Genomic DNA, 15,185 nt, shown 5'->3' with positions numbered 1-15,185 from the left:
GCGAGCTCGGGAGGAAGCGGTCTCCCGGTGACCGGGACGCTCAGACCCCGTAGTAGAGCTCGTACTCGAACGGATGCGGGCGCTGGGCCATCGGAAGGATCTCGTTGTCGTACTTGTACTGGATCCAGGTCTGGATGAGCTCCTCGGTGAAGACGCCGCCGTCGAGCAGGAAGGCATGGTCGGCACGCAGCGCCTCCAGGGAGTCCAGCAGCGAGTTGGGCACCTGAGGGATGTTCGCGGCCTCCTCGGGAGGAAGCTCGTACAGGTCCTTGTCGATGGGCTCCATCGGCTCGATGCGGTTCTTGATGCCGTCCAGGCCCGCCATCAGTTGCGCGGCGAAGGCCAGGTACGGGTTGCCGGACGCATCCGGCACGCGGAACTCGATGCGCTTGGCCTTGGGGTTCGAGCCGGTCAGCGGGATGCGGATGGCCGCTGAGCGGTTGCCGGCGGAGTACGCCAGGTTCACCGGCGCTTCGAAGTGCTTGACCAGACGGTGGTAGCTGTTGAGGGTCGGGTTCGTGAAGGCGAGCACGGCGTCGGCGTGCTTGAGCAGCCCGCCGATGTACCAGCGGGCGATGTCGCTGAGCTGCCCGTAGCCGGCCTCGTCGAAGAACAGCGGCTCGCCGTCCAGCCACAGCGACTGGTGGGTGTGCATGCCCGAGCCGTTGTCGCCGTACAGCGGCTTGGGCATGAAGGTGACGGTCTTGCCCCACTCCTCCGCGGTGTTCTTGATGATGTACTTGAACTTCAGCACGTCATCCGCCGCGCGGACCATGGTGTCGAAGCGGTAGTTGATCTCCTGCTGGCCCGCGGTTCCGACCTCATGGTGCGATCTCTCGAGGTGGAAGCCGGCATCGATGAGGCGCAGCGTCATGTCATCGCGCAGATCCGCCGTCTTGTCCACGGGGGAGACGGGGAAGTAACCGCCCTTGAACGGGGTCTTGTTGCCGAGGTTGCCACCCTCCTCCTCGCGGCCGGAGTTCCACGCGGCCTCCTCGGAGTCGATGCGGTAGAAGCTCTCCCCGGCGGTCACCGAGTAGCGCACGTCGTCGAAGATGTAGAACTCCGCCTCGGGCGCGAAGAACGCCGTGTCGGCGATGCCCGTCGCGGCGAGGTGCTTCTCGGCCTTCTTGGCGACCTGACGCGGATCCTTCGCGTAGATCTCGCCCGTGCGGGGGTTGTAGATGTCGAAGACCATGATGAGGGTCTTCGCCTCGCGGAACGGGTCGAGGTACGCCGTGGTGACATCGGGGATCAGCTGCATGTCCGACTCGTGGATGCTGGCGAAGCCCCGGATCGAGGAGCCGTCGAACAGCTGGCCGTCTCGGAAGAAGTCCTCGTCGACCGTGGACGCCGGGATGTTGAAGTGCTGCTGCACGCCGGGCAGGTCGGTGAAGCGGACGTCGAGGAACTTGACGTCGTGCTCCTCGATGAAGCGAAGGACCTCTGCGGCCTCTGTGAACATGTACGACTCCTGATCGGGTATCGGCTGGATCAACCTTACGCAGGTTATGCACTCGGAGTTTCTCAGCCGTGTCTGTCGTGTTTCGGGCATGTTACGTGTCCTCGGTAGGCTGGAGCGGTGAACGACTACCCCGGCGAACGCCTCGGACTGCCCGCGAGCGGACCGCGCAGCATCGCCCGCGTCGGGCGCCGGATCGGTGCGCTGGCGATCGACTACTTCGCCGCGACCGTCATCGCGATCGGCTTCCTGGGGTACGACCAGTTCGCCCTGCCTGCCGATGCGGGCTGGCGGCAGTTCGCGCCCATGATGGTCTTCGCGGTGCTGCAGATCCTGTTCATCCCGACGGCCGGAGGCAGCCCGGGGCATCGGATCCTGGGCATGCGGGTCGTGCGTTTCGGCGGAGGCTGGGTGGGACTGTGGCGACCTCTCGTGCGCACACTGCTGCTGGTGGTGGTCATCCCCGCGGTGATCTGGGACGCCGATCAGCGGGGTCTGCACGACAAGCTGGCCGGAACCGTGCTGATCCGCTCCTGAGGCGGCTCAGGTCCTTCCACGATTGCGGCGGCGAGTCTCGCGCGGGGCGCGGCCGCCCAGGAAGGACTTGGCCGGATCCACGACGAACCCGCGCCTCAGCACCTGGCGGCCGATCAGCATCCGGAAGCCCATCTCGTCCCGGTTGGTGAGAGTCACCTCGCCCTGCACATCGTGACCGACCAGCCGCATCCTCAGGACGACCACGATCCGGTGCTCGGCGTGGCCCGATGAGCTGCGCACGGCGCGACGGTCGTGAACCGGGCACTCGTGCGCCACGGCATCCGCCCTCGTCTCCTGCCAGGGGTGCACGGCGAACCGCACCCACTCCTCGCCGTCCCGAGTGAACTCGGTCACGTCGAACGCGTGCAACGACGAGGTCCGGGCGCCGGTGTCGATCTTCGCCTTGATCCAGTCGACGCCCAGATCGGGCAGGCTCACCCATTCACGCCATCCCGTGGTCGTGTTTGAATGGGAGGACCGGTTCACCCCTACATCCTGGCAGGAAGCATCTGTGAAGATCGCCGTCCTCTCGCGGGCACCGCAGTCGTACTCCACGCAGCGTCTTCGCGCGGCCGCGCAGCAGCGCGGGCATGCCGTGAAAGTGCTGAACACCCTGAAGTTCGCGATCGATCTGACCGCCGACGCGCCGGACCTGTTCTTCCGCGGGAGGCAGCTCAGCGACTATGACGCGATCCTGCCGCGGATCGGCAGCTCCATCACCTACTTCGGCACCGCGGTGGTGCGGCAGTTCGAGCAGATGGACGTCTACACGCCCAACACGGCCGACGGCATCTCCAGCGCCCGCGACAAGCTGCGTGCGAACCAGATCCTGTCCCGCCACAGCATCGCCATGCCGCCGACGGCATTCGTGCGCAATCGTGCGGATGTGCGTCCCGCCATCGAGCGGGTCGGCGGTGCTCCCGTCGTCATCAAGCTGCTCGAGGGCACGCAGGGGATCGGAGTGATCCTCGCGCCGCAGGTGAAGGTCGCCGAGGCCATCATCGAGACGCTGCACTCCACCAAGCAGAACGTGCTCATCCAGAAGTTCATCGCCGAGAGCCGAGGTCGTGACATCCGTGCGCTGGTGGTGGGCGATCGAGTCGTCGCCGCGATGCGGCGCGTCGCCGACGGAGACGAGTTCCGCTCCAACGTGCACCGCGGCGGTCGAGTGGAGCCGGTCAGCCTCGACCCGGCGTACGAGCAGACGGCCGTGCGCTCCGCGCAGATCATGGGACTGCGCGTGGCCGGTGTCGACATGCTCGAGAGCGATGACGGGCCGCTGGTGATGGAGGTCAACTCGTCGCCGGGCCTGCAGGGCATCGAGGCCGCCACCGAGCTGGACGTCGCCGGCGCCATCATCGACTACATCGCCGGTCAGGTGGCCTTCCCCGACATCGACATCCGTCAGAGGCTCAGCGTGTCCACGGGCTACGGCGTCGCCGAACTGGTCATCCACGCCGGTGCGGGACAGGTCGGAAAGCAGCTCGGGGACCTCGGCCTGTGGGATCGGGACATCACCGTCCTCACTCTGCACCGCGGCGTCGGGGCGATCCCCAATCCGCGCAAGCATGTGGTGCTGGAGGCGGAGGATCGGCTGCTGTGCTTCGGGAGGCTCGAGGAGATGCGCACGATGATCCCGGAGCGCCGACGTCGTCGGCCCCGTGTCCGACGCCTGCCGAAGGAGCCGCTGGGGGACTGAACGCCCTCCTGCTCCGGCCGGGTGCTCAGCGGGGGCGCGGTGCGCGCGCCTTCGCAGGGTCGATGCCCTTCGGAATGGGGAGGGAGGACAGCGACTGCGACACGGACTCGATCCGGCGGATGACGGCGGCCATCGTCGACTTGTCGATCGCCTTGGGAAGCTTCTTGATGGTCTTGGCCAGCTCCGAGATGTGCACATCGTCCTCACCGTGTCCGACGTACAGCACGGTCACCGGTACGCCGTGTGCGACGCGCTGCGCCTTCTGCCGCTCCTCGTTGACCAGACGCGTCAGACGGCCGCGGGAGCCCTCGCCGACGACGACGATGCCGCCGCGCCCGATCGCCCGGTAGACGGCCTCCTGCGTCTTCGGGTTGATGCCGACCGGGGTGTCCGAGGACTGCCAGTTGCGTCCCAGGCTGGTGCTGAGCACGTGACCGCCGGCCCCCGGCATCCCGTCGATCTTGGCGTACATGGCCTTCGTCGACAGCCGGGTCATGAGGAACATCGCTCCGAGGACGCCGAACATGAGGCCGGTGATGGCCCACAGCACCAGGGAGAGCACGGCACCGCCGCCGAAGACGTAGCCGAGGATCAGGCCGACCAGCACGCCGGCGATGAGGATGGCAAGCTGTGCCCAGGGCAGCCAGCCGTAGACCTCCCGGGTGAACCGGAACAGCGAACGGATCTGCGAGAAGAAGCCAGGGCGCTTCTCCGCTGCGGGAGCACTTTTTGCCATGCTCACAGCCTACCGAGTGAACGCCGTTCGTTCTCTCTGCACAACCGCGCCCCTGAGACGGGCTGTCCACAACCGCCGGGATGACGCTGTTCCGGTGTGATCGCACGCGCTGTCATGGACGCATGGACGACGCAGGGGAGTTCCCGGTGCCGGGGCTCGGATCGAGCACGAGCCCGGATTCCGATCCGGATGCCGACCGCGATCCGAATCCGGATGCGAGGGGGCCCTCCCGCATCGAGCTCGTGCCGGGGGCCCATCGGGTCATTCGTCTGCTGTACGGCACGGAGTCGCCGTACCCGGGAGCCCTCGTCCGCGACGGGGACGGGCAGCGGGTATGCGTCGATGCGGCGGCGGCCGAGACGGGGCTGTGGGACTTCGCGTCCGCGGAGCACGTCGTGGGAGTGCGCGACGTGCTGCGCACGGCCGACGGGCACGGAGCGCTGCTGCCGTGGTGCATCGAGCCCGTGGCGGTGTTCCTCGCCAGGCGGGAGGCCGCGGGGCGTCCGCTGAGCTCCGGGGAGGTGACGACGCTGGTGGGGAGCCTGCTGCGGGGGACGACCGAGGTCGGCGCTACGCCGCTTCGCGGACGCTGGTGGCTCGATGACCGCGCGCGACCGCTGTTCGCGCCGGGGGAGGGCGTGACGTGCGGGGAGGCCGCCGCGGGACTGGTCGAGAGGATCGGCGCCACCTGCTCGGACCGGGCGCTGCAGCGGGTGCTCACGAGGATTCGAGACGGGCTCGCCGATCATCGGGTGGTGCAGCGTGCCCTCGACGGCTGGGAGCGGGAGCTCATGGATCTGGCCGCGCCTCGTGCTCTGGAGCAGCGGGTGTACGCCCCGGAGAGGGTTCAGGAGATTCCGCTGCACCGTGCGCGAGGTCCGCAGGACCCGCGTGCGGGAGAACGCGGGTCTCCGCGGGAGCATCGGATGGGCGAGCGGCTCGCGCGGGCGGCGGAGGGAGTGCGAAGAGCGGTGTCCGCGCTCCGCGAACGAATGCTCGGACGCGGACGGCCGGTGGTGGGTTCCTTCTACGCGACGGAGCGACCCACCGCCGCGGATGCGCCCAGGACCCCGAGGAGGCGGATGCTCCTGGTCGCGGGAGCCGCTGCCGCTGCGGTGCTCCTGGGCGGTCTGCTGTGGCCGGCCGGCGGTGGGCAATCGTCCCCGTCTCCCGCTGCGGTGGCCGAGACGACGCGGCTCCACGCGCCTGCGGAGGGCGGGGCGGATCCTGAAGGGCGTGGATCGGCCCGAACGCCGTCGCCGACCGCTTCCATACCGACGGACCTCGCGCAGACCGCGCGGGCGCTGCTGAAGGAGGCCGCGCGGTGCACGCACGAGGGTGATCCGCAGTGCGCGAGGGCCGTTGTGGCCGGCAGCGCTCCGACGGTCTTGGAGCGAGTGGGGCCGGATGCCGACGGTCGGGATGCCGCGGTCATCGAGGACTACGGGGATGTGGCCGTGATACGACTGGCCGAGACGTCCGCGCGCAGCGAGCAGATGCTCGTCCTTGAGCGCGCAGAAGACGGATGGCTGGTCCGCGACGTGTACGACGTCGCCGACCAGCCATCCGAAGGAGGCTGAACGCGCTCAGATCCCGAGGTCTGCGGCGAACTGCGCGGACTCCAGACGGTTCTTGATCGCGGCGAGGAAGCGGGCGGCATCCGCGCCGTCGATGATTCGGTGATCGTAGGAGATCGCCAGGTACACGTAGGAGCGGACCGCGATGGCGTCCACGCCGTCGACCGTGACCACGCCCGGGCGCTTGAACACCACGCCCGTGCCGAGGATCGCCGACTGCGGCAGGAACACCAGCGGCGTGTCGAACAGCGCGCCGCGCGAGCCGGTGTTCGTCACCGTGAACGTGCCGCCGGCCAGCTCGTCGGGCTTCAGCTTGTTGTCGCGCGTGCGAGCGGCGAGGTCTGCGATCTCATGTGCGAGCTGTGCGATGTTCTTCGACGCCGCGTCCCGGACCACCGGAGTGAGCAGGCCTCGCTCGGTGTCCACCGCGATCGAGATGTTCTCCGAGGCGGGGTAGACGATGCTGTCGCCGTCGACGGTGGAGTTGATGATCGGGTAGGCCTGCAGCGCCTCCGCGGCGGCGAGGGTGAAGAACGGCAGGAAGGAGAGCTTGTCGCCCGTCTTCTGCAGGAACTCGTCCTTCTTGGCCGTGCGGTACGCGGCGAGCGCGGTGACGTCCACCTCGACGAAGGTGGTCAGCTGGGCGGTCTGCTGCATCGAGGCGACGGCGCGCTCCGCCACGACCTTCCGGAGTCGCGACATCTTCTGGGTCGTACCGCGCAGCGGCGACACCTCGAGAGGCGCCGGTGCCGGCGCGGGCGCGGCGGCACCGGCGGCGGGTGCCTGCGCCTTCGCCTCGGCGGCCTTGAGCACGTCCTCCTTGCGGATGCGGCCTCCGACGCCGGTGCCGGTGACTGTGGCGAGGTCGATGCCCTGCTGGGCGGCCAGGCGGCGCACGAGCGGTGTCACGTACAGCGTCTCGGAGGGCGCCGCCGCTGGTGCGGCGGGTGCGGGTGCCGCCGCCGGAGCGGTGGGGGTGGGGGCGGGAGCCGCCGGGGCGGGAGCAGCAGGCGCGGGAGCGGGAGCAGCAGGCGCGGGGGCGGGAGCAGCAGGCGCCGGGGCGGCGGCAGCGGCCGCAGGAGCGCCCGAGCCGATCCGTGCGAGCACGGCTCCGACGGCGACTGTCTCGTCCTCGGCGGCGAGGATCTCCTGCAGAGTGCCGGCGACGGGCGAGGGGATCTCGGTGTCGACCTTGTCCGTGGAGATCTCCAGCAGCGCCTCGTCGACGGCGACGTCGTCGCCGACAGCCTTCAGCCAGCGGGTGACGGTGCCCTCGGTCACGGACTCGCCCAGCTCCGGAAGCACGACATCGGTCGCACCACCGGACGCCGCCGGTGCGGGTGCCGTGGCAGCAGGAGCGGGGGCGGGCTCCGCGACGGGCGCGGGCGCCGTCTCCGCAGCGGGTGCGGCTGCGGCCGGTGCATCCCCTGTCACGGGGGCGCTCGTCCCGTCGCCGATGCGGGCGAGCAGCGCGCCGACCTCGACGGTCTCGTCCTCGGCAACGAGGATCTCCTCGATGATGCCGCTGACGGGCGAGGGGATCTCGGTGTCGACCTTGTCTGTCGAGATCTCGAGCAGGCCCTCATCCGCCTGCACCGATTCGCCGACCTGTTTCAGCCAGCGGGTGACCGTACCCTCGGTGACACTCTCCCCGAGTGCGGGAAGGACCACGGGTGTGCTCATGACGGAGTCTCCTTCAGAAATCTGTGACGCCCCAAGCTTAGTGACCCGGGCGTCCTGTTGGCGGTTCAGAGTGCGTGGAGCGGTTTTCCGGCCAGGGCGAGGAAGGCCTCGCCGAGCGCCTCGCTCTGGGTCGGGTGCGCGTGGATGAGAGAGGCGAAGTCCTCGGGATGCGCCTCCCAGGCGACGGCCAGCTGCCCCTCCGTGATGAGTTCGCCGACGCGGTCGCCCAGCAGATGCATGCCGAGCACCGGGCCGTCCTTGAGGCGCACCACCTTGACGGTGCCCGTCGTGCCGATGATCTCGCTCTTGCCGTTGCCGGCGAGACTGTACTCGTAGGCGATGACGGAGTCCCGTCCATGGGCGGCGACCGCGGCGTCCTCCGTGATGCCGACGGATGCGACCTCCGGGCTGCAGTAGGTGACGCGCGGGATCCGCGTCTCCGGGGCGGCGGGGACGTCCATCCCCGCGATGCGCTCGGCCACGGCGATGCCCTGCAGGAATCCGCGGTGCGCGAGCTGGAGTCCGGGAACGATGTCGCCGACGGCCCAGAGCCCGGGGACGCCGGTTCGCAGCTGGTCGTCGACGATGACGAATCCGCGGTCGAGCCTGACGCCCGCCTCGGCGAAGCCGAGGCCCGAGGTGGCGGGGCCGCGGCCCACGGCCACCAGCAGGTAGTCGGCGGTGAAGGCCTTGCCGTCCTCCAGCGTCACGGTGACCTGCTTCTCGTCCTGCTCGGCCTTCTGGAAGCGGGTCCCCAGGTTGTAGGAGATGCCCTTGCGACGGAACGCGCGCTCGAGACCCTTGCTGAGGGCGACGTCCTCGTTGGGGACGAGGTGCGGCAGCGCCTCGACGATCGTCACTTCGGCGCCGAAGGAGTGCCAGACACTGGCGAACTCGACGCCGATGACACCGCCGCCGAGGACGACGACGCTCGACGGGATCTCCTCGAGAGCGAGTGCCTGCTCGCTGGTGAGGATGCGCCCTCCGATCTCCAGCCCCGGCAGGGACCGGCTGTACGAACCCGTGGCGAGCACCACATCCGTGCCGACGTAGCGATCCGCACCGACGCGCACGGCGCGATCCGGCTCGAGGAATCCCTCTCCGTCGACGACGGTGATCCCGCGTGCCTTGATCAGGCCCTGCAGCCCCTTGTACTTCTTGGCGACGATGCCGTCGCGGTAGGCGGTCACGCCCGCCGCGTCGATCCCGTCGAGCTGGGCGGTCACCCCGACGGATGCCGCGGTGCGGACGTGATCGGCGACCTCGGCGGCATGCAGCAGCGCCTTGGTGGGGATGCATCCGCGGTGCAGGCAGGTGCCCCCGACCCTGTCCTTCTCGATCAGCGCAACCTTCTTCCCGAGCTCGGCGGCGCGCAGCGCGGCCGCGTAGCCGCCGCTGCCTGCGCCGAGGATGACGAGGTCGAACCCGTGGTCGCTCATCATGCCTCCTCGACGGATGCGCGCGCGAACGCGATGAGGGAGCGCACCGTCGCGCCGGTGGCGCCCTTCTCGGTGAAGCCGTAGGCCGCGCCCTTGTGCTCGGCGGATCCGGCGACGTCCAGATGCACCCAGGGGATGCGCGGCGCGTCCGGGTCCTCCCCGGTGCGTCCCACGAAGCGCTGCAGGAACAGCCCCGCGAACATCGAACCGCCGGAGCGATCGGACATGTTGGCGTTGACCATGTCGGCGATGGGCGACTCGAGCAGCTCCTCCATGTATTCCGGCAGCGGCAGTCGCCACGCGGGTTCGCCGACCTCCTCCGCGGCGGCGAGGTATTCGGCGACGGCGGCGTCCTCGCCCATCACTCCGGTATGGCGCATGCCGAGCGCCGTGATGATGGCACCGGTCAGAGTCGCCACGTCGAAGATCACGTCCGGCTTCTCACGGCTCGCGGCGACCAGGCCGTCGGCCATCACCAGACGCCCCTCCGCGTCCGTGTTGAGCACCTCGACGGTCTGTCCGTCCGCCATCCGCAGCACGTCCCCGGGGCGTATCGCGCGGCCGGAGGGCATGTTGTCGGCGATGCACATCCATGCGGTCACGCGCACGGCCAGACCCAGCGTCGCGATCGCGCGGATGACGGCGAGCACCGTCGCGGCACCCGTCATGTCGAATTTCATGCCCAGCATGCCGGCCGCGGGTTTGAGCGAGAGTCCGCCGGTGTCGAAGGTGATGCCCTTGCCGACCAGGGCGATGTGGCGTCCGGCGTCAGAGGGGGAGTAGCTGAGTCTGACGAGGCGGGGCGGGCGGTCCGAGCCGCGCCCGACGCCGAGGATCCCGCCGAAGCCGGCCTTCTCGAGCTGCTTCTCGTCGAGGATCTCCACCTGCACGGGCAGCGAGGCGACGGCATCCAGTGCGGACTGCGCGAGCTGAGCGGGGCTCTGCCATTCGGCGGGGACGGTGACGAGGTCCTTCACGAGGGCCACTGCCTCAGCCACCGTCCGGGCGGAGTCCAGCGCCGTCTCGTCGAGCGACACGGTGTGCAGGACGAGTCGGTCCGGACGGGTGGGCTTCTTCTCCGAGCGGTAGTCGTCGAAGCGGTAGCCGCCCAGAAGCGCGCCCTCGGCCGCGGCCTCCGAGAATGCGTCGAGGCCCGGGCCGAAACCGATGGACACCGTGGAGAAGCCCGTGAGGCTGCGCGCGGCGGTCGCCACGGCATCGCGCACGGTGGCCGCGCTGGGCGTCGGGCCGGCGCTGACGACGGCCAGTGGCACGTCGCTGAAGCCCGGCAGATGCACGCGGGTGAAGCTGGAGGGTCTGCCCTTGTACCCGATGCCGGAGAGTGCGGCGGCGAGACCCTCGTACTCGGCGAGCGCCTCCTGGGCGCTGTCGGGATCGGGGATGACGAGCACTGCGGCGTCTGCAGCACTTCCGGGGAACGGATCGGCGGTGGTCGAGATCGCGGGAAGCGTCATGGTCCCATCCTAGATAGCCCGTCTGCGCGGGCGCTGGCTCCGGCATGTCCGTGTTCGCTGTCAGCATGAGAAGGTCCCGTCCCGACGTCGCACCGGCTCGTAGCATTGAGTCATGCCCTTCTCCGATGAGCTGTACGAGTCGATCTCCGGTGCGCCCGACGTGCCCACCGGTCTTCCCCTGGTGATGCTGCTGACCGGATTCACGGATGCGGGGAGCGCCGTCTCCGGGCTGATCGACCACCTGCACGGGAGCACGGCGCCGCAGCCGCTGATCGTCTTCGACAACGATGTGCTGCTGGATTACCGGGCGCGCCGACCCGTCATCGTCTTCGACCAGGATCATCTGACGGAGTTCCGGCCCGCGAAGCTGGAGCTCGCCCTGGCCCACGACGCGCTGGGTCAGCCCTTCCTGCTGTTGTCCGGCTACGAGCCGGACTTCGCGTGGAACGCGTTCACGGACGCCGTCGTCAGCTTCGCCGCCGGGTTCCAGGTCTCCTCCGTCACCTGGGTGCACTCCATCGCCATGCCGGTTCCGCACACGCGGCCGCTGGGCACGACGGTCAGCGGCAACCGTCGGGATCTCATCGCCGCGCACTCCGTGTGGAAGCCGCGCACGCAGGTCCCCGCCACGGTGGGTCACCTGCTCGAGTACCGCCTGATCCAGCACGACGTGCGCGTGGCGGGATTCGTGCTGCTGGTGCCGCATTACCTGGCGGACACGGAGTATCCGGACACCGTGGTCGCCGCCGCGGATCGACTGATGATCGCCACGGGCCTCGTGCTGCGCATGGACGAAGTGCAGGAACGGCGCGAGGAGTACCTCCAGCGCGTCGAGTCGCAGGTGCGCGGCAACGAGGAGCTCACGCACATGGTGCACACGCTCGAGCGCCGCCACGACGCGTACATGGCCGGTCGCGAGGACGGCGAGGACGTGGAGGACGCCTTCGACGAGCACGACCTGCCCAGTGCCGATGAGCTCGCCGCCGAGCTGGAGCGCTACCTCGCCGACCGCCGTCCGGGCGATGAAGACAAGCACAGTTGACCCGGCGCGCGGGACTTCCCGCCGACGACGCGCCGACCGTACAGGTGTGTGATAATGGACGTCCGACCCGTTGTCAACCGTCGATCTCCACGATCGCACTTGACAAGGGTCTTACTAGTGTCCGAAATGGCCCGGAGCGCCCGCTGCGCTCCGTGAAAGGCGAAACGTGACTCCTGCCACGACCAAGAAGACCCGGACGACCACGAAGAACACGGCCGTGAAGGCCGGGAACGCGGAGACGGAGGTCGTCGAGGAGACGGCGCCGGCCCCGGCGGAGAAGACCGCTGCGAAGAAGTCTTCGGCTGCGAAGAAGGCCGCAGCCGGCAAGGCGTCGGCGAAGCGCGCGACGCGGAAGAAGAAGGACGACGCCGAGGTCGACGACGAGGTCGTCGAGACGGTCGAGGCCGAGGACGAGGAGGGCGAGAAGAAGCCGGAGTTCACCGAGCCGCTGCCCACCGGCGCGATCGTCCTGAGCTCCAAGGACGAGGACGACGTCCCCGTCTACTCCGCGCAGATCACCGGCGCCACGGCCGACCCGGTCAAGGACTATCTGAAGCAGATCGGAAAGGTCGCGCTGCTGAACGCGGCCGAAGAGGTCGAACTGGCGATGCGCATCGAGGCGGGCCTGTTCGCCGAGGAGAAGCTGTCGGCCATGTCCGCGACCGAGAAGTCCAGTCAGCTCGGGCTCGACCTGCAGTGGGTCGCTCGCGACGGGCAGCGCGCCAAGAGCCACCTGCTGGGCGCCAACCTGCGTCTGGTCGTCTCGCTGGCCAAGCGCTACACCGGGCGCGGCATGCAGTTCCTGGATCTCATCCAGGAGGGCAACCTCGGTCTCATCCGCGCCGTCGAGAAGTTCGATTACACCAAGGGCTTCAAGTTCTCCACCTACGCCACGTGGTGGATCCGTCAGGCGATCACCCGCGCCATGGCGGATCAGGCTCGCACCATCCGCATCCCCGTCCACATGGTCGAGGTCATCAACAAGCTCGCCCGCGTGCAGCGGCAGATGCTGCAGGACCTGGGCCGTGAGCCCACCCCCGAGGAGCTCAGCCGCGAGCTGGACATGACGCCCGAGAAGGTCATCGAGGTGCAGAAGTACGGCCGCGAGCCGATCTCGCTGCACACGCCCCTCGGCGAGGACGGCGACAGCGAGTTCGGAGACCTCATCGAGGACACCGAGGCCGTCGTGCCCGCCGACGCCGTCGGATTCACGATGCTGCAGCGCCAGCTCGAACAGCTGCTGGATTCCCTCTCCGAGCGCGAGGCCGGGGTCATCCGGATGCGCTTCGGCCTGGGCGACGGACAGCCCAAGACCCTCGACCAGATCGGCGACACCTTCGGCGTGACGCGCGAGCGCATCCGTCAGATCGAGTCGAAGACCATGGCCAAGCTGCGTCACCCGAGCCGTTCGCAGTCGCTGCGGGACTACCTCGAATGATGTCGACCGCACCTCGGGCGCGCTCGGCCGGCCTGCGGTACGTCGTCCCCGTGCTGGCGGGAAAGCTCGCACGCTTCGCGACTCGTCTGCGCGGGGGAGGCTCGGCGTTCCCCGGATACCTTACCAACAGGATGGCTCCGACGCTGCTGCCGACGCTCGCGGGACAGTTCCGTCACGGCGTGGTGTTCGTCCTCGGCTCCAACGGGAAGACGACGACCACGCACATGATCAGCGAGGTCCTTCGCGCGCACGGCCTGACGGTGTTCACCAACCCCACCGGGGCGAACCTCCCGCAGGGCGTGACCAGTGCGCTGCTGGCGGACGCCACTCTCACGGGGCGGATCCGGGCCGATGTCGCGGTGCTCGAAGTCGACGAGGGCTATGCGGCGGATCTCGCCGATCAGCTCTCCCCGTCGGTCATCCTCTCGCTGAACGTCCAGGTCGACCAGCTGTACCGGTTCTACGAGACCGAGCGCGTCGCCGACATGATGCTGGACGCGTCCACGCGTGCGCACTCGCATGTCGTGGTCAACCGCGACGACCCGTACCTCAGCAAGATCGACACGGACGCGATGGCCGCGCCCGTGTCGTTCTTCGGGGTGGCGCCGGAGATCGTCGCCGCTTCCGCGCACGGACTGGCCAACGCCCTCGACACCCGGAGCGGCAATGCCGGGACCCGGGCGCGGGACGCCTACTCCGAGGTGCGCGTGGTCGACGGCCGTGACGTCGCGATCCGCATCGGTGAGGCGGATGCGTCGGTGCGCCTGCCCGCCCGTGGTCTGCACTACGCGGCCGACGCCGCCGCCGCTCTCGCCGTCGCCTCCCGCGTGCTCGGCGACGGATTCTCGACGGACGCCGCTGCGCAGGGCTTCTCTCGGATGGCACCGGCCTACGGCCGCGGCGAGGTCATCCCGCTGCACAGCGACCCGCAGGGCGAGCAGGTCGAGTTCGTCATGTTCAAGAACGCGCCCAGCCTGCAGATGAACCTGGACGCGCTGGAGGGCGCGCCCGAGCGCGCGCTCATCGCCATCGACGAGGGCACGCCCGACGTGTCCTGGCTGTACGACGTGGACTTCCAGGCGCTCGAGGGCGTCGACGTCGTCACCGGTGAGAAGGCGTACCAGCTGGCGCTGGCGCTCGAGCACGCGGGCGTGCGCATCGGAACCGTCGAGCCCGACATGGAGAAGGCCGTCGCGATGATGCGCGAGTTCCCGTCGACCTCGGCCGGACGCCAGACCTGGTTCGTCAACTACGAGCTCATGATGATCGGCCGGAGGATCCTCGGCCACGGCGACCAGGAGGTGGCCCGCCGATGACGCGGATCACGATCGCGCAGCTGTACCCGGATCTTCTCGGCGTCACAGGCGACCGCGGGAATGTGCGCGCGCTGGAGGCCCGGCTCGAACTCGCCGACGTCAACCGGGTGACTCACCGGATCGCCGTCGGCGAGGAGTTGCCGGACGAGGTCGACATCCTCGTGATCGGAAACGGTCCGCTCTCCGCGATGCGGGCCGTGCACGCCGATCTGACGGCGCGAGCGGACCGCATCAGGTCGCACGTCGAAGACGGCGGCGCACTGCTGGCCGTCGGCGGCGGTGCGGAGCTGCTCAGCCGCGGCGTGACGACGCTGGACGGCGAGAGACTCGACGGGCTCGGTGTTCTCGATGCGACCGTCGCGCGCACCAGGACGCGCAAGGTCGGCTACATCATCGCCGACACCGAGATCGGACGGGTGATCGGCTTCGAGGATCACGCCAGCGAGTGGACGCTCGCCGACCACGCGCTCGGATACGGCCGCGTGGCTTTCGGCCAGGGCGGCTTCGCGCTGCCGGCGGAGGCGGACGGTCACCCCGTGCGCGGCGAGATGCTCCGCGTCGGGAACGCGTTCGCGACGACCATCCAGGGGCCCGTGCTGCCGCTGAATCCCGGCCTCACCCGTGAGATCCTCACTGCCGTGTGCGCGCGCCGCGGTACGGATGTCGATCTCACGGCGGGGGCGGAGACACTGGATGCGTACGCCGCCGGCGCGCGCACCGCCATCGAGGCGCTCGTGCACGGCAAGGGCTTCAACACCATCCAGCTCTGAACCGGGAGGCG

The 15,185-nt window shown here is 69.3% G+C and carries 13 protein-coding genes; 7 read left to right on the top strand and 6 right to left on the bottom strand.

Annotation, left to right across the window (positions count from 1 at the left end; translation table 11 throughout):
- Positions 1-40: 40 nt before the first annotated feature.
- A complete protein-coding gene (gene glnA / locus ABD770_RS13570) occupies positions 41-1,465 on the bottom strand; it encodes a type I glutamate--ammonia ligase (protein ID WP_344820203.1) in 1,425 nt (474 codons plus the stop codon).
- Positions 1,466-1,582: 117 nt separating this feature from the next.
- Here glnA and ABD770_RS13565 point away from each other — a divergent pair, with 117 nt between their 5' ends.
- Positions 1,583-1,999: an RDD family protein gene (locus tag ABD770_RS13565; RefSeq protein ID WP_344820202.1), complete on the top strand. Its 417-nt coding sequence runs from the start codon at positions 1,583-1,585 to the stop codon at positions 1,997-1,999.
- 6 nt (positions 2,000-2,005) lie between these two features.
- Here ABD770_RS13565 and ABD770_RS13560 read toward each other — a convergent pair whose 3' ends face one another.
- Complete coding sequence (locus ABD770_RS13560; RefSeq protein ID WP_344820201.1) at positions 2,006-2,485, bottom strand: ATP-dependent zinc protease family protein; 480 nt, start codon at positions 2,483-2,485, stop codon at positions 2,006-2,008.
- Positions 2,486-2,510: 25 nt separating this feature from the next.
- Between ABD770_RS13560 and ABD770_RS13555 the strand changes: the two genes are divergently transcribed.
- The gene (locus tag ABD770_RS13555; RefSeq protein ID WP_344820200.1) at positions 2,511-3,698 is read left to right on the top strand and encodes a RimK family alpha-L-glutamate ligase; all 1,188 of its coding nucleotides are present in this window, start codon (positions 2,511-2,513) and stop codon (positions 3,696-3,698) included.
- Positions 3,699-3,723: 25 nt separating this feature from the next.
- On the opposite strand, the gene ABD770_RS13550 is transcribed toward ABD770_RS13555, so the two are convergent.
- Positions 3,724-4,434 carry a DUF4191 domain-containing protein gene (locus ABD770_RS13550; protein WP_344820199.1) on the bottom strand — a complete coding sequence of 237 codons (711 nt, stop codon included), beginning with the start codon at positions 4,432-4,434 and terminating at the stop codon, positions 3,724-3,726.
- Positions 4,435-4,556: 122 nt separating this feature from the next.
- Here ABD770_RS13550 and ABD770_RS13545 point away from each other — a divergent pair, with 122 nt between their 5' ends.
- A complete protein-coding gene (locus tag ABD770_RS13545; RefSeq protein WP_344820198.1) occupies positions 4,557-6,014 on the top strand; it encodes a hypothetical protein in 1,458 nt (485 codons plus the stop codon).
- A 6-nt stretch (positions 6,015-6,020) separates the two neighbouring features.
- Here ABD770_RS13545 and sucB read toward each other — a convergent pair whose 3' ends face one another.
- The 3 genes from sucB to ABD770_RS13530 form a co-directional block, all read right to left on the bottom strand.
- Positions 6,021-7,694, bottom strand: a complete 1,674-nt coding sequence (gene sucB, locus ABD770_RS13540) for a 2-oxoglutarate dehydrogenase, E2 component, dihydrolipoamide succinyltransferase (RefSeq protein ID WP_344820197.1) — start codon at positions 7,692-7,694, stop codon at positions 6,021-6,023.
- Between the two features lie 65 nt (positions 7,695-7,759).
- Complete coding sequence (gene lpdA / locus ABD770_RS13535) at positions 7,760-9,133, bottom strand: dihydrolipoyl dehydrogenase (protein ID WP_344820196.1); 1,374 nt, start codon at positions 9,131-9,133, stop codon at positions 7,760-7,762.
- Positions 9,133-10,608 (bottom strand): leucyl aminopeptidase, encoded by a 1,476-nt coding sequence (locus ABD770_RS13530; RefSeq protein ID WP_344820195.1) that lies wholly within the window; start codon positions 10,606-10,608, stop codon positions 9,133-9,135. Before ABD770_RS13530 ends, lpdA begins: the two co-directional genes overlap by 1 nt.
- Positions 10,609-10,720: 112 nt before the next feature.
- On the opposite strand from ABD770_RS13530, the gene ABD770_RS13525 reads away from it, so the two are divergent.
- The 4 genes from ABD770_RS13525 to ABD770_RS13510 all read left to right on the top strand — a co-directional run bounded on the left by ABD770_RS13525 (position 10,721) and on the right by ABD770_RS13510 (position 15,174).
- On the top strand, positions 10,721-11,650 hold the full coding sequence (locus ABD770_RS13525; RefSeq protein ID WP_344820194.1) for a proteasome assembly chaperone family protein: 930 nt from the start codon (positions 10,721-10,723) through the stop codon (positions 11,648-11,650).
- Positions 11,651-11,816: 166 nt separating this feature from the next.
- On the top strand, positions 11,817-13,088 hold the full coding sequence (locus ABD770_RS13520) for an RNA polymerase sigma factor (protein ID WP_344820193.1): 1,272 nt from the start codon (positions 11,817-11,819) through the stop codon (positions 13,086-13,088).
- A complete protein-coding gene (locus ABD770_RS13515; protein WP_344820192.1) occupies positions 13,088-14,404 on the top strand; it encodes a MurT ligase domain-containing protein in 1,317 nt (438 codons plus the stop codon). Before ABD770_RS13520 ends, ABD770_RS13515 begins: the two co-directional genes overlap by 1 nt.
- Complete coding sequence (locus ABD770_RS13510; protein ID WP_344820191.1) at positions 14,401-15,174, top strand: glutamine amidotransferase; 774 nt, start codon at positions 14,401-14,403, stop codon at positions 15,172-15,174. Before ABD770_RS13515 ends, ABD770_RS13510 begins: the two co-directional genes overlap by 4 nt.
- Positions 15,175-15,185: the final 11 nt, after the last annotated feature.

Origin of the sequence: Microbacterium soli (assembly GCF_039539005.1) — a bacterium.
Taxonomy (GTDB): Bacteria; Actinomycetota; Actinomycetes; order Actinomycetales; family Microbacteriaceae; genus Microbacterium; species Microbacterium soli.
This window is presented reverse-complemented; position numbering and strand designations above follow the sequence as displayed.